Annotated in this window: 11 protein-coding genes and 2 pseudogenes; 5 read left to right on the top strand and 8 right to left on the bottom strand. The window is 67.3% G+C overall.

Translation table 11 applies throughout. The features are described from left to right. Positions 1 to 818 precede the first annotated feature (818 nt). A complete protein-coding gene (locus IO36_RS47190; RefSeq protein WP_158997693.1) occupies positions 819 to 1052 on the top strand; it encodes a hypothetical protein in 234 nt (77 codons plus the stop codon). A gap of 112 nt (positions 1053 to 1164) precedes the next feature. Here the strand turns inward: IO36_RS47190 and IO36_RS35505 are convergent, their stop codons facing one another. Next, the gene (locus IO36_RS35505; protein WP_037626343.1) at positions 1165 to 1362 is read right to left on the bottom strand and encodes a hypothetical protein; all 198 of its coding nucleotides are present in this window, start codon (positions 1360 to 1362) and stop codon (positions 1165 to 1167) included. A gap of 237 nt (positions 1363 to 1599) precedes the next feature. Between IO36_RS35505 and IO36_RS35500 the strand changes: the two genes are divergently transcribed. Together IO36_RS35500 and IO36_RS45305 are read left to right on the top strand one after the other, a co-directional pair. Beyond that, positions 1600 to 2088 carry a hypothetical protein gene (locus IO36_RS35500; RefSeq protein WP_209441316.1) on the top strand — a complete coding sequence of 163 codons (489 nt, stop codon included), beginning with the start codon at positions 1600 to 1602 and terminating at the stop codon, positions 2086 to 2088. 262 nt (positions 2089 to 2350) lie between these two features. Beyond that, positions 2351 to 2728, top strand: a pseudogene (locus IO36_RS45305) (transposase); the annotation flags it as partial. 188 nt (positions 2729 to 2916) lie between these two features. Here the strand turns inward: IO36_RS45305 and IO36_RS48665 are convergent. The 4 genes from IO36_RS48665 to IO36_RS35485 all read right to left on the bottom strand — a co-directional run bounded on the left by IO36_RS48665 (position 2917) and on the right by IO36_RS35485 (position 8305). After that, positions 2917 to 3237: a hypothetical protein gene (locus IO36_RS48665; protein WP_245173597.1), complete on the bottom strand. Its 321-nt coding sequence runs from the start codon at positions 3235 to 3237 to the stop codon at positions 2917 to 2919. Continuing rightward, positions 3234 to 3434 carry a thiamine pyrophosphate-dependent enzyme gene (locus IO36_RS48660; RefSeq protein ID WP_280923769.1) on the bottom strand — a complete coding sequence of 67 codons (201 nt, stop codon included), beginning with the start codon at positions 3432 to 3434 and terminating at the stop codon, positions 3234 to 3236. The genes IO36_RS48665 and IO36_RS48660 overlap by 4 nt, the downstream gene beginning before the upstream one ends. 48 nt (positions 3435 to 3482) lie before the next feature. After that, positions 3483 to 3884, bottom strand: a complete 402-nt coding sequence (locus IO36_RS35490; protein WP_037626341.1) for a hypothetical protein — start codon at positions 3882 to 3884, stop codon at positions 3483 to 3485. Between the two features lie 68 nt (positions 3885 to 3952). Next, positions 3953 to 8305: an RICIN domain-containing protein gene (locus IO36_RS35485; protein WP_107065880.1), complete on the bottom strand. Its 4353-nt coding sequence runs from the start codon at positions 8303 to 8305 to the stop codon at positions 3953 to 3955. 1137 nt (positions 8306 to 9442) lie between these two features. On the opposite strand from IO36_RS35485, the gene IO36_RS35480 reads away from it, so the two are divergent. Further along, positions 9443 to 10093: a hypothetical protein gene (locus IO36_RS35480; RefSeq protein ID WP_158997691.1), complete on the top strand. Its 651-nt coding sequence runs from the start codon at positions 9443 to 9445 to the stop codon at positions 10091 to 10093. On the opposite strand, the gene IO36_RS35475 is transcribed toward IO36_RS35480, so the two are convergent. Beyond that, a complete protein-coding gene (locus tag IO36_RS35475) occupies positions 10053 to 11144 on the bottom strand; it encodes an effector-associated domain EAD1-containing protein (RefSeq protein WP_037626336.1) in 1092 nt (363 codons plus the stop codon). The two genes, IO36_RS35480 and IO36_RS35475, sit on opposite strands and share 41 nt — an antisense overlap. A gap of 114 nt (positions 11145 to 11258) precedes the next feature. On the opposite strand from IO36_RS35475, the pseudogene IO36_RS49465 reads away from it, so the two are divergent. After that, a pseudogene (locus IO36_RS49465) lies at positions 11259 to 11543 on the top strand (TIR domain-containing protein); the annotation flags it as partial. Between the two features lie 42 nt (positions 11544 to 11585). Here IO36_RS49465 and IO36_RS48655 read toward each other — a convergent pair. Then, positions 11586 to 13355, bottom strand: a complete 1770-nt coding sequence (locus IO36_RS48655) for a macro domain-containing protein (protein ID WP_051901196.1) — start codon at positions 13353 to 13355, stop codon at positions 11586 to 11588. Positions 13356 to 13635: 280 nt separating this feature from the next. Beyond that, on the bottom strand, positions 13636 to 14145 hold the full coding sequence (locus IO36_RS43485; protein WP_078943651.1) for a DUF2867 domain-containing protein: 510 nt from the start codon (positions 14143 to 14145) through the stop codon (positions 13636 to 13638). Between the last annotated feature and the right edge of the window lie 191 nt (positions 14146 to 14336).

Below are 14336 nucleotides of genomic sequence, written 5' to 3'. Positions count from 1 at the left end.
AACAGGACGGCACCTGGGCCGTCGCCTACAGCCGCCAGACCGGAGACCACTACCTCGCCAGCACCAAGGTCACCGACTACGTCGACGTCCGCTGATACGGGGGCACGCACCGCTCTGTCAGGCCGGCCCAGTGAACATGGGAGCCGGCCGCCAGGGCAACCCGCCGGCCACATCTCGGCGTCGGCGGGGATGGCGCAGCAACAGCGGCTCCACCCCGATCGGGAGTGGGGTTGGCTTCCCGCTACCGTCCCCATGGCTGGCCCGTGGGGCCCGACTTGGAAGAAAGGATCACTCGGGGGGCTAGTGCAGAAGTGCGCAAGCGTATGACTCAAGCCGCTATCGCAGCATGGGAACGGAATGAGACCACCTACGGGGAGAGAATCCCGTCATGGTGATGGCACGGCACTGGTACTCCGCCTCGCCCGTCGTGGACGGACACCCGCTCCTGGACGAGCCGGCCCTTCGGCCCGCGTATTTGGCGGACCTGGCTGAGGGGTTCACGCCGGACGCCTTCGGATCGGACACGAGCGACGCGGACGCCATGCTGGACACACTTCACGACCCGTCGGCATGGCCCGTGTTCAGGTGCCGCTGGCCGGCGGATCTGCGATCGTCGTGCACTTCAACAGCGGCGAGGAGTTCACGACCAGGGACTACTGGCCAGCGACGATCAGGACCTCAACGGCCCCGGGCTGTGCTGGCCCGAGATCGCCGCGCTGCTGGAGGCACCACCGGGTGCGGCAGGCGTCACCGACTCCCACGCCCGTCTCCTTCTTCTGCTGCCGGTTCCCGGCAACGCGGCAGTTGAGGAGGAAGCCGTGACGGCGGTGGTCGAGGCTCCGCTCGCCCAAGGTGCGCCCGAGGCGAGCGAGGTGTTGGCCCGACAGCTGCTCCGGGGGCATCCCGTGTGGGGCGCCGAGGACTGGTGGTTGGACGATGACGAACAGAGCTGGCTGTGCGAGGGCGACCACAGCCCCCGCAAAGTCCCCCTCGGCGACCATCTGCCGCCACAACAGCGCGCCGCCCTCGAAGCCTGCCTCACTCCCTACTGACCGTCTCACGCCGCGGCGACAACAGCCTGCCCAACAGCGAGCGTACTGAGCGCTGACCGCCCTGCCGGTGAGTCTCCTCAAACAAGGCGTGAGCAGCGGCGTCGCGTCGGGTTCAGTCGGGGTGGGCATGCGCATACGCCGCCGCGGCCGGGCTGGCACCCTCGGTCGTCCAGCCGCCGTCGAACAACGCGGCAACCAGGCGGGCGTGAACCTTGGGGAGCCGACTGTCGCGGTGCTTGGTGCGGGCCTTGGCGAACCAGGGGCCGAGCCTGACCGTATCGCCGTCGACACCTTGCGGGGCCATGATCACTAGCCCGGTGGCAGCTCCAGCCCAAGGCCTCGGAGCCAACCTCTCACCGTCTTCGACCACAGCCTGGTGGCCCTACACGTCCGTGCCCGTCTCACCGATCGTTTCAGAATGACTCCGGCCGAGCGCAGTACTCCCGTTGGCGTTTGTGCAGCTGAGTTGGCATCTTGGCCCCTGCCCTGTGTATGTGGTCTGAGCAACGGAAGCAGATCTGGACCGGTCGGACCTAGGAGTGGGTGGATGGGCGTGGATGCGGAGCGGGAGTGCTGGGAGCGGCGGTCGGGAGCCGGTGTGGGTCCGTTGCAGTTCGGGATGTCTCCAGCCGAGGTCGCCCAGGCACTTTTGGTCCCTGGACCGCAGGAACGGGTTGGCGGTCCGTATGCCCAGGAGGACTTCCCGGATGGGGTGAAAGCGTTCCACGAGGCGGACAAGCTCGCCTGCGTTGCGGTGGATGCGGTCGCCGGTCCGCAGGTCTTCCTGTCTGGCTTCCCGCTGGCGGGAAGCGATCCGGAGCAGGGCCAGCAGTTCCTGCTGGATCGCGCTGCGGAGCATGGGAACTGGGTGCTCTATACGCCCGACGACTCGCTTTCCCTGACTGGTCTCGGGGTTCTTCTGCGCTCGCAGAAGGTCGGGGAAGCTCGCCTGACACGTCCGCCCTTCGTAAAGGAGGAGTGGCTGGATTCGCAGTACTTCCGAGACCACCTTCCGCTGGAGGGCGCCTCAGGCTGAGCGCTCGATCTGGCGAACGACGCCGCAGGGTTATCGGGTTGCGCCGTCGGGCTGCACATACCTCATACTTCTACATAAACTTCTTCTTGAAGCTCGAGAGTCTCGCCAACTTGGTTGCCGGGAGGTGGAACTCTAACTCCTTCACCATCATCGAGGTCTGCCTGAAGCTTACCCACTGACAGCAGATCAGATCTTGCTCAGATGATGCTCAATTCTCGCGATCTTCCGCCATAGGTATGATGTGATCACCTCAAATGCCGATGGCGTGGGCCCGTTGCTGGGGGCGGAGTTCATCGCTTGCACCGGCGGAGACATGGATGCTTTCGGGACCGCGGGTCGACTCGCCGGAGTCGCTGGTTTGGCGCCTGTCCCACAGGACTCAAGCCGGATCAGCGGCAACATGCACCGACCACACCGATACCACCGCCGACTCCTGCGCGTCTTCTACCTATCCGCCCAGATCGCAGTCCGCTTTTGTCTAACCTCGAAGCCCTTCTACGACCGCAAACGGGCCGAGGGCAAGAGCCACAAGCAGGCGATCCTCACCCTCGCTCGGCGACGCCTTGATGTCCTATGGGCCCTCATACGCGATCAGCGAACCTTCGAGGCTCAGCCACTCCAGCGGCTCGCCGCAGCCTGAGCCTCAGACTGTGAAAAGCGCTCGTAGGGGTGTCCCTCCGGCATGAAGATCAAAACGAAGTCTTCCCCCCCCAGCCGGGTGGCCACCTCTCTCAAGCGAGCCCGGACCTCGTCCTGACCCGGAAGACCGAGGCCAAGGGCTGCGGCAGCACGGTCCCTCCTGGCCGCGAGGTCCGGCATGTCCTCCAGCTACTCAGCCTCCAGCTCGCGGCTCTCCTCGTCCGTGAACGCCTGGCAGTCTCGCCACCACGGGACGACCAGCAGAAGCTCGGCCAGGCCGATGGCAACCAGAGCCGCACCTCCTTCGGAGTCGGCATAGAGGATCGGACGTTCCTCGCCACCTTCACCGCAGAAGAAGAACGTGCCGCCGGCACCGTCGCCAACGAACCCGGCCTTGGGGCACAGCGGTACAGCGGTACAGCGGTACAGCGGTACAGCGGTACAGCGGTACAGCGGTACAGCGGTACAGCGGTACAGCGGTACAGCGGTTAACGCTAAGCCGGTGATCATGGGATCGGGGCAGGTCGTGGGCGGGACTGCAGCAGCTCGGCGGTCAGTGGCTGCTGGGGTACCTCGATCAGGTGCGGCTCGTCCATGGCGAGCGCGGCTGTCACTGCCGCTATCAGTGCGGCGAGTGTGTCGATGCGGGTGGCGGAAATGCCGTATGCCGAGGCGATGCTGGTGATGTCGATATCGCGCCGATCAATGCCAGGTGTCTTGTGCGGGCTCTTCCGGACACGGCCGCTCAGGAGACCTCAGTCAGCCGTCCGAGCCTCGACCTCTTCAAGGGCTTCGCGAGTGATCTCGGAAACGAAGACGGAATCGCTCTCCATCCCCTCGGGCAGGTGACTTCGGCTGTCCTCACGAAAGAGGAACGTGCCACGGGGAGTGAGAACGCCCGCACCGATCCTGTCGGCAAGTTCAGCGATGACGCCGCGGATCTCCCCCAGGGCAGGGCGCTCGACCCCGACCATGTTGCCGGAGACACACAGCTCGGCTTCGCCGCCGTCAGCCGCGCGGATCCAGAATTCCATACCGTCGGCCGTCGCTTTCCCGGGCACGGCACCATATGGAGCAAGGACCGCCTCCACCGCATTCATGTCAGGCGGAACAAGTTCACCGTCCACGAACTTATAAATCCCCAGGCTGTAACTCATTTTACTCCTCTTGCCGCTAGAAAGACGACGGGTGTCCCCCTCCCTGCAGGAAGAGAGACACCCATCATTCAGCCCGTGATCGGGACGGGCCTGAACACGAACTCGATTCCCTTGACGTCGTTATCGATCGCCCAGAGTCGCAAAGCAGTGGCAGTTCTCTCATTGTTCATATACCACACGACGGGCACCCCATTGGCTGCCGCGACCTGTTTCTTCATCGTTGCGGTCTCCGCGGTGGGAAACTTGAGCTTACCTGTGCTCGGGTTGACGAAATTGTCGGGATAGTGCAAGTTCTTGGCATCGATGAGTGTTCCGTTCTTGTATCCGTCGAACTTGACGAAGCCACTCGGTGTGGAGGCGGGAACCTTGTACACGAAGCCTTCGGGCACCCCGTCTGTCACGGCACGCTGATAGGCAGCGTCGGCTGATTGCATCGACTCCTTCTCCGTAAACCATCTGCCGGGCCCACCGAGCTCGACCCAGCAAAACTCGCCTCCGGCGGTGCGTGCGAGAGCGGCGACGCGGGGCTTGCCGCACGCCTCGCCCAGTTCCTGGAGGACCTTGGCGCCGATACTGGCGATGGCTTCGTCGGTCAAGGGGAGAGCGCGCAGGGCTTTCCACGCGTCGGCGAATCCGATGCCGGTCCTTGCGGCGGCGTCGGCTGCCTTGACGGCATCCGCGATGGGTTGGATGAGCTTGCCGGCGAACAGACTCGCGACGTCCAGGGACGCCCAGGCGCATCCGGTCCAGCTGCCGCTCTGGAAACCGGAGGTGAACTTCTGGGCGCACTTGATCCAGCTGCCGAAGAGGATGTCGATCGGATCGACGCCGTCCTGCCACTCGGCGATCGTGATGGTGTGCGTGACCTCCTGGGACTGTTCGTCGGTTGTGATCTCGCCGAGATACGTGGTGGCCTCGGTCGGGCACATGAGCTTCTGCGGGTCGATGCCCTCGGCACTGCACAGGTACAGGTCGACGACAGCCTTGTACTTGATCTTCGAGGTGATCGTGCAGTTGCCCTTGTAGGCGAGGTGGTCCCACCAGTGGTCGCAGCCTCCGGTCTTGCTGACGACCTCCGGATCGCCGATCTTCTCGATGTGGTCGATGACGTGGAAGACGTTGCCGATCGAGTGACCGTTCTCGTCGGGGACGGTTCCGGCGTTGATCTGCTTCGCCTTCTCCGCCTTCTCGGCCCTGTCCGCCGCTTCCTGGGCTTCCTCGGCGTATTTGTCGGCGTCCTTGGCCGCCTGTTCGGCTTCGGTCGCAGCGGTGTCGGCGCGGGTGGCGGCGGCTCGGGCGTCCTTGGCGTCCTGTTCGGCCTGGGTGGCAGCCGCTCGGGCAGCGGAGGCGTCGAGTTCGGCGGCGTCGGCGCTGTCGCGGGCGTCCTTGGCGTAGCCCTCGGCGTTGTCGGCCGCCTTGTCGGCGGCGCCGGCGTCGGCGGTGGCCTGCGTGTCGTAGTCGATGGTGCGGGCCAGTGAGGCCGCGGCGGAGGCGGCGGCCTTGGCTGCACCTGCGGCGTAGCCGAGGGCGTCCTTCGAGTACGTGCGGGCGTCCGCCGCGTATCCGGCCGCGTTGGCCGCGTGCTGGTAGGCCTCCTTGGAGTCGCCCTTGGCCTGTTCGGCGAGGTTCTTGGCGGCCTTGGCCGCAGCGGCGGCGTTCGTGGCGTGGGCCTCGGCGACCGCCTGCTGCTGTTCGGCGATCGTCTTCGAGCCCTGCCCGGTCAGGACGACGAGACCGGCGGCGGAGTCGGTGTCGACATAGGCGGAGCCGAGCTGGATGGCGTCGTTGGCCGGGTCGGCGACCCGTTCGGCGGCTGCGCCGGCGTCGACTGCGGCCTGGGCCGTGACGTAGGAGTAGCCGGCGGCCTTCGCCGCGGCTGCGACTGCTTTGGTGGCTTCCGCGTTGGCGTCGTCGGCCTGCGTCTTGGCGTCCTTGGCGTGCTGTTTCACCTCGTCGGCGAGTTTGACCGCGTCCTTGGCCTCGGCAGAGGCGTCCTTGGATGCCTTGATGGCGTCGGCGACCGCGCTGGTGGCGGTCTTGACGGCGGCGTCGGCCTTCAGCTTGTCGGCCTGGGCGGCGTCGGCGTCGGAGCGGGCTCGTTTGGCTGCGGCCTCGGCGCGGGTGGCCGCGGCGTCCGCGTCGGCTGCCGCCTTGGTGGCGGCGTCGGCCTCGGAGCGGGCCTTGGTCGCTGCCGTTTCGGCGTCGTCGGCAGCCTTGTCGGCGTCATTCGCGGCAGCCCGGGCCGCGGTTGCCGCGTCACCGGAATCCAGGGAGTCGGCGTAGGCGTCTTTGGCGTCCGCCTTGGCGCGGGCGGCGTCGGCCTTCTGCTCGGCGTCCCAGGCGTCGTCGCGCAGAGACTTGGCGTGGTCCTTCGCCTTGACCGCGTCGTCGCGCCGGTCCCCGGCCGTCTTCTCCGCGGTCTCTGCCTTGTCCTTGGCGTCCTTCGCCTTCGTCGCCTCGGACTCGGCGTTCTTACGGTGCTTGGCGGCCTCGGACCGCTTGACGGCAGCCGTCTCCTTCTCCGCCTTGGCCGTCTTCTCCTCGGCCTCCGCCTTGAGCCGCTTGGCGTGCGCGTCGGCGGCCGCCGCCTTGGCGTCACCTTCTGCCTTCAGCGCGTCGGCGAGCTTGGCCTGTGCGGTCTCCTTGTCCTTCTTGGCGTTGTCCCGGTGCACCTTCGCGGCGTCGGCAGCGGCCTTCGCCTGAAGCTCGGCCGTCTCGGCGGCCTTCTTGCGGAACTCCGCCTTCGACTGGGCGGCCTGGGCCAGCGCCCGTTGCGCGAGAGTCGCACTGTCACCGGCGGAGGCACGGGTGGCCGACTCGGCCGTCTCACCCGCCTTCACCAGCGCTGCGAGAGCGGCGGCGGCACCCTTGGTGACCTGGTCCTTCTGCTGCCCGACGAGCAGACCACGGCCACGCGGCGCCCCATTGGCGTCGGCGATGTCGTAGGCGGCCTGGACGGCTGTGTCGGAGGTGGCCGAAGCCTTCTGCACGGCGGCCAGCTGGGTCTTCAGGACAGCGAGCTGCTTCTTGGCCCCGGCCTGCGCGGCGGCGACACCGGTCTTCGCCTTGTCGAACTGCGCCTTGTCCGGGTAGTCCAGCTGCCCAGTGCCGTTGTGGCCGGACGGCTTGATGTCGAACTGCTGCGCGGCGCTGTCGTTGCAGGTGTAGAGCTTGGCGTCGTTGCCGTTGTCGAAGGTGTGCAGGTCCAGGCACTTACCCGTGCCGACACTCTTCAGACTGGTGGCGCCGCGCAGTTCGGACGCCCAGGTCTGGGACGGGGACTCCTTGCACGACGAGATCTGGATCTTCGTCCCGTTCGCCGTGTCGTTCCCTGCCACGTCCAGGCACTTGAGCGAATTGACGTTCTGCAGGTGCAGTTTGTCCTCGCTGCCCAGGAGCACCCACTTCTGCGCTGCCGAGCCGTTGCACGTGTAGACCTGGACCGGCGTGCCGTTGTCCTTCTTGCCGCCCTGGACGTCGAGGCACTTGTCCTTCGCGGCGTGCACCTCGATGACGGCGGGACTGTCGCCCACCCAGCCCAGACCGCCCGGCATCCAGTAGTCCTGCCACCGGGTCAGATGGTCAGCGCTCCAGGACTGGCCCAGCATGTCGCTCAAAGCCTTCGCGCCCTTGGACAGGGCGCTGACCGCGTCCTTGTTCGCGCCCAGGATCTGATTGCGCTGAGCGGCCTGCGACGTGATCTCCTGCTGCCACTCACCGGCCGCCGTGGAGGTGATGTCGGCCAGCACACCGTCCGGGTCGATGGGATCCCGCCAACCACATGTGGCGAAGCGGGACTTCACGTCCTCGACGGCGATGCGGTACTCCGGCGTGCCCGGCTGGGGCGCGCTGTGCGGGAAGCCGCCGGAGGACAGGAAGAGACGGGCGTCGTCCGCGCCGGCGTTCGCCGCGGGACCCCCGTGCATCCATTGGAAGGCGCTGCGCTCGGCGAGCGCGCGATTCCATTCCGCCTGCGTCGTCCCGGCGGGATCGGGGTCCTTCCCGTAGAGGGGGTTTCCCACTTGGTCGACGGCCTTGAGAGTGTCGTCGACGGCCTTCGGGGTGGCGTCGTCGTAGAAGTCGGAGTCGGTCTTCCAGAACCGGTCGGCGACCCAGGCGGACAGACCGGTCTGGGAATAGAAGCTCTTGTCGCCGTCAGGCGGCTGGTGGAAGTCGGTGTCGGTGAATCCGCCCGGAGTCGCAAGACCGTCCAGAGGCTTCTTCCACCCGTCGCGCTGAGCGGAAAGGGCATCCAGCTCCTTGCCCGCCGCATCGCGGTCGTTCTTGTACGCGACGGCGAGCGGTGTCCGTTCCCAGTTCTTGCGGTCGGCCAGGACGTGCAGCCTGTCCGGTGTCTGGTTGAGGCCGTCCTGCGCGGTCACGGCCATCGACGGACCGCCGAGACGCAGTACGTCGGCCATCAGGCACTGATCCTGGCGCAGTTGCTCGGCAGTGGTGTCGTCGTACCAGGGATAGGAGTCGGCTACCGGCTCGTTGCTCGGTCTGGTCGAACCGGGCTGCACCGCGAGAGCGGCCAGAACGGCCAACGCAGCCGCTGAGGTGACGGCGGAGGTGCGCTTCCGCGATCTTCGTGCCGGGGGTAGGCGGAACCATGGTCTGGGGTGCAAGAAGGGGTCTCTCTCTGCGTTCGCTGGGGGGTACGAGCCAGAGGAACGCCGAACACCGGAGAGCGGCGGGCTGCTTCTGAGGGGCGCTCAGGAGCACGCTGGACCAACCGCATCAATAATTGCGCCGAGCCGGTAGACGGCATGACGGCACAACTCATCCCCGTGAGCGACAGTGTTCCCCCGGTCGCCAAGTGACGCGCCTGACTGGGGAACTGGTCAGGCTCCCGTCACGCACCGGACGATCTTATCCAGATACATCCGGATCCGCACAGAGATTCGACACCTCCGCGATGGCGCCGACGTGAAGTGTCGATCGCGTGGCAGGGCTCGGACGGTGCGGCAGGGCCCGCCAGCGGTCGATCCGGCACTGAGTGACCTCCACGGTGGCAGAAAGCTGCGGCCGTGGGGGGCAAGGACCACTCACGCCATCAAGTGCGCGTCGCGCGGGAGCTTCGCCTGCGGGCCCCGCGCGGACCGTCGTCTGCTGTCCTTACAGCCTGCGTGCGGTGCATCGACGTAGGACGGCCCGTCGCCGGGTGGGATGACTGTGCGGACGTCCGGGCATGGGTGCACTCAGCGCTGCTGCGTACCACTTCGGCCGTACGGGGCCGGACAGCGTAGGGAAGAGGCGGAAGCGTGAGCGGAATGATCCACTCGGCTCAATGGATCCCGGTGTCGGCCACGCAGTTGGCGGCGTGGCACGGCCGACGGGTGGGATCGACCCTGCGACTGGACGGGCCCTGTCCGGCCTGCCACCACACTGTCGAGGCGGTGATACAGCTCACCGGGAGCGCGTTCGAGGGCGGAGGAGTCCCCACGGCCGGACCGTCCGCCCGCACTGTCGCCCTGACCTGCGCGTGCGGCCGGGAGCACCCAGGGCAGCCCGGCGAACCGCCGCGCGGGTGCGGCCGGACGTGGACCGTGGCGTCGGTGACCGACGCGGCCGGCGATGTCGTACTGCGTCCCGCGGACGATCCCTACCTTGCCGAAGCGGCCGAAGCCTGGCGGACGGCACGGACGGACGATCTGACGAGGCTGCGCGCGGGAGCAGAGAAGTGGACCGCCGGTATCGCGTCGCTGCTCGGGCTACTCGGTGTGCTGGGCGTCGGGTCGGAGGCCGACCGGATCGCCGGCCTGACGGACGAAGGACAGACCGCAGTCGTCCTCTTGATAACCGTGGTGGTGGTCCTCGGGGGCTTCGCCGTCGTCCAGGGCTACCGCGCCGCCTACGGCTGGCCGCAAACGCGCGTGGTCACGTCCGACCAGGACTTGATCAGCTGGTACTCCTCGCAGGGCGCGTTACCGTCCGCCACCGCAGCGCGCCTGCGCAGCGCGGTGATCGCGGCCGGGACGGCGCTGATCGCGGTGACCGCGGCGACCGTGGTCCCCTGGCTACTGCCATCGGTGAATCCGCCCAGCCCGGTGGTGAAGGTGGAACTGACCGACCGTTCCGTGATGTGCGGGACGCTGCTGTCCTCTTCGGCTGTCGGCCGGGTCTCCGTGCGCCGGGCCGACAGCGGTGACGTACAGACCGTTTCGCTCAACACTGTGGTGCGGCTGTTCCCGGTGGAAAAGTGCTGACCACCGGAGCGATCGGCACAGCTCGGTTGTATGCCGGGACGTGCCAGGAATCCTGCCGTGGATCGCCCGCCTGATGGATCGCGGCCAGATCCAGCGCCAGGGTGAAGCAGGGAGACCCGGACGACCCGCGGTCCGTGTCGGCCGTGTGCCGGATCCGGGTGCCATTCGCGGTGACCTCGATGACTTTTCCGAAGCTCAGCCGCATGGGGCCACCGAGCAGATGCTGGAAAACCACGATGTCGTCCCCCTGCTGGAGCGTGACCGGCGCACGCGTATCGAGCCAGCCCCGTTCCGGCGAAGAGGGTTCCGCGTCGTCACCGATGGGGCGGCTGCCCGGCGAGTCGGCCAGTCGCAGGAGGGCAAAGTCCAGCTCTCCGGCAGCCGGCGTCCGCTCCCCGGCAGGGTCCCGGTCGGCGTCCCCGTATGGTGCGGAGGCCACGCACCAATGCTCGGCAAGCACGGACACCGCCTCCTTCTCCGGCCGTGGCTCGCTCAGCGCACCGAGGCCGCCGCCGGGCCCAGCGCCAAGCTTGTGGTCGAACCGCAGCCGGACTTCGTCTGGCCGCAACCGCCCGTCGAAGAGCCCCTCCACTACATGAAAACTGGTCAGGCAGAGGTCGGGACCCACAAGGAACCCGGTACCCAAAGGGTGGGGCATGCCGGCCCGCACCACCTCGACCCTGCACACCCGCCCCTCGATCACGCCGAGACCGGCACGGAACAGCGTCGGATGAATCTCGGGAGCACGGATGTTGAGGATGCTCTCCAAACCGTCAGTCTCCACTGCCAGCCCCAGGTTTTGGGCGGTGAGGAAGAGACCGGCGTGCCCCGGACGCGACTTCCGGGCGGCCGAGACGAGGCGATCGAGCCAGCCCTCGGAATCAGCAGCCCGAATGACGTCGAACACGACAGCGTCGTAGCTCGGCTTCATCGAGATCCGGTGCAGTTGCTTGTCCAGGCGGTAGTACAGGAACTGCCGCAACTGCTCGGGCTGGAAGGAGTCCATCAGTGCTTCGCTGAACCGCTCGGCGACCCGCCCGTCCAGTGGCATACCGCGATCCTTCCCCCGTTGTGTCCATCTCGCCCCTCCGAGTGTCTCGGGAATCATTGACCGAATGAGGGCCAAGGGACGCGATACGATCGGAGCGTGACCGTAGTACGGGATATGAGCGGAGACATGGTCCTCGGCCAAGCCGTGGGCCCTGGGCTTGTCTTCGTCAGTCACAGCCGTCGCGACCGTTCGGCCACGCTGCGACTGGTGCGCTGTTTGCGGGACGCGGGTCTGCGCACCTGGATTTGCGGTCCCGAACTGCACTCGCCGGCTTGGCGGGACACAATCTTCCCGCAGATCGAACGCTGCGACATGGTCGTCGTCGTGTCCAGCGCGCACGCGGCCGCCGCCGACGGGGTGCGCCAGGAGATCGCCTACGCCGAACTGCTCGGCAGACCTGTGCACCTGGTCGATGTCACTGCCGAGACGTGGCCACGGTCACTACCCCACCGGCAGGACGAAGCCCGTGGTGTCCGACGGGTGGATGACGATACGGAGTTCGCGGCACACCGGGGCGCGACGTGCGTGTTCCCGCAGCGACGTCAACGTCATCTTGACGAGCGTGTCACGCTCCAGCTCAAGCCTTGACAGACCGGCTCCGAGTACGGGCATGGCGACCGTCCGATCGGTCTCACGACGCCGGATCTCCTCCCAGAGATTAGCCAGGCTCAGAAGGAGGTTCGCCTCCGTCGACTGAGCCGTCAGGGAGTTGTCCATCCGGCTGAACGCGACCGCGAAGACGCGCCGCCGGTCCCGCTCGAGGACAGCCACCGTGCCCACCGGATAGCGCACCAGCTTTCCGTGCTGCTTGGCCGAGCGGCTCTCCAGGCTCTCGGCGTGCACCGAGGCGAGAGCCCGTTCGAGGTCGGCGTCCAGGGCCTCCACGTCACCCTGATAGATCCGCTCGACGAGTTGTCCCTGGAGGCTCGACGGGCTGATCACCAGGCTGCCGTCGGTAGCGGTGTCGAAGGTGTCACTGAAACCGACGACGAGATCGGCCTCCTGCTCGAACAGGTCGCCCTCCACGAAGACCACCTCGCTCTCGGCGGCCGGGTCGGCCGTGTTCCCGGGCACGCGGGCCAGCACGTGCGACGCGTGGTTTGCTGCCGCCGAGTCACGCTTCACCGTCTCCAGCCGGTCCCGTACCACCGCGGCGATCAGCCGGCCCTCCGCTGCTTCCGCGCAGATCTCACGAAGTTTCCTCTCCATCTGGATTTGTGCGGCAGACACCGCACCGGGCGCAGCCACCCGTGCATTCCCCGTGGCCCCCGCGCCCTCCTCGGGCTGGACGGCCAACAAGGCCAGCAAGGTTTCGCAGAGGCCGCGGACGTCCCTGTGCGGTGTCGCGGGCGGTGCCTGCGCGGACGCGAACATCGGCAGCGCCGGGAAGGTGAGCAATGGCTCGCCGTCTGCGGCGAGGAGGATGTGCGAGGGATCGATGGGGCCGTAGGTGGCGCCATGGTTGTGCGCGACGGTGAGTGCGTCGGCGAGCTTCGCCCCGACGTCGATCACCTTGCTCACCCTGAGGGGAGACGGCCGGAGGAGGTCCGCGTGCCCGATGTCCTGCACCAGGTAGGGATGTCCGTCCGCAGTCAGCCCGGCGCCCAGGAGGCCGGCGATCCGGCTATGGACCGCGGCCTGTCCCGCCCGGCGTACCTCCTCGGCGAACCGCCCTGCCGAGGACTCCGTGGAGAGGACCGGTCCGTGGACGCGGACGAGGTAGTTGCGCGACGTGTCCTGATCTCGGAGACTCAGGTGCACGGCATCGTTGTGGATCACAACGGACTGGAACGCCAGTTTGGCGGGGCCAGCCGCGCCCGCCTCGACGATCTCACGTACTTCCCGCAGGTCGAAGGCCAACCGCGGAAACCGGTTACCGTTGGCAGTTGTTGGCCGTGCAGGCATGTGCAGCTCAGCCCACTCCGCCAACTGTGTTTTGTCTGAACGGTGTTCGACGGCGGCCCGCACCAGCTCCGACAGCCAGTTGTGCTGTTCCGCGTTGTGAATGACCTTGAACACCAGATCGTCGTGGTTGTCGGCCTCTCCCGCGATGGAGCCAAGACTCCGGCTCAGTTTGAAGTAGAAGAGCCTCTCAAGATCATTTTTAGAGGTGTAGGCGTCCAGTAGCAACTGATAGAGCTGGGCGCGCTCCTCATGACTCAACGACCAGGCGACGACCGGACACCTCCAGATCCGCGATCCCGCCACCACGGTAGCCGCATCACGACCGCCGCCCAGTGCCTTTGGGAGAGCTCGACCCGCTCGACGGTCTCGGCGACATCGAGGGCCGTGGTGCGGTGATGACGCGTCAGTATCAGCAGCGGGTGGCGGGCTCCAGATGCTTGCAACGTGAACCGAGCCACACCTGGCCAGTCACCTGCGCGCCGACGTCGAACGCTGCCTCGCCCGCGGCGGTCAGGCGGCATCGGGTGTAACGAGGCTTCCGTCACGGACGCCCGGGGACGCTCGCACGGGTCGGTCTGTGTCCTCGCTACGAGCGGGCCCGGGCGACGACCCTCGGGATGATGAGGTTGTGGAAGGGCTGGATCACCTTGAAGTACAGGTGGCCGGCCCGTCGGTGGTAGCGGACGACCGTGGTGCACACGCCTTCCAGGCCCGCCGCCCCCTCCCGTACGGCGAAGGAGGTGCGGAAGTCCAGGTGCTTGTCGTCGTCGCCGGCGAGCACCTCGTCGTCGGAGACGGTCAGGACCCGGAAGGGGCCCAGCCGCGCTCCGGGTTCGACCCGGATCTCCTCGGGGGCGACGCGCTTTTGGACGTGCAGCCCGAACGGCGACATCAGCTTGTCCCGCACGGTCAGCATGCCGTGCACCCACTCCGGTGTCCCGGCCAGCACCGTCCGGGCGAAGTCCGGGGCGCTGGTTCCCGGGGCCAGGTCCACCGCGACCGCGTCGACGTGATCGCATCCGCCTAAACTATCCACCGCCGCGTCCACGACGGGTTCGACGCTCCTGCGTACGCGCGTTCCTGCCCTGTGCCCCATGGTTCGTCCCGTCTGCTCGTACGCGCGGTCACGACTCCTGTGCGTGGCAGCGCAGTCGTGACCGAGCGTATCGCTCGTCCTCGTTCAGTCCTTCAGTCCTTGATCTCGCAGATCGGGGCGCCGGAGGTGACGGAGGCGCCGACCTCCGCGCTCAGGCCCTTGACGGTGCCCGAGCGGTGCGCGTTCAGGGG

The organism is Streptomyces aureus, assembly GCF_000725495.1.
Taxonomy (GTDB): domain Bacteria; phylum Actinomycetota; class Actinomycetes; order Streptomycetales; family Streptomycetaceae; genus Streptomyces; species Streptomyces aureus_B.
Note: the sequence above shows the minus strand (reverse complement) of the source record. Positions and strands in the feature narration are given on the sequence as shown.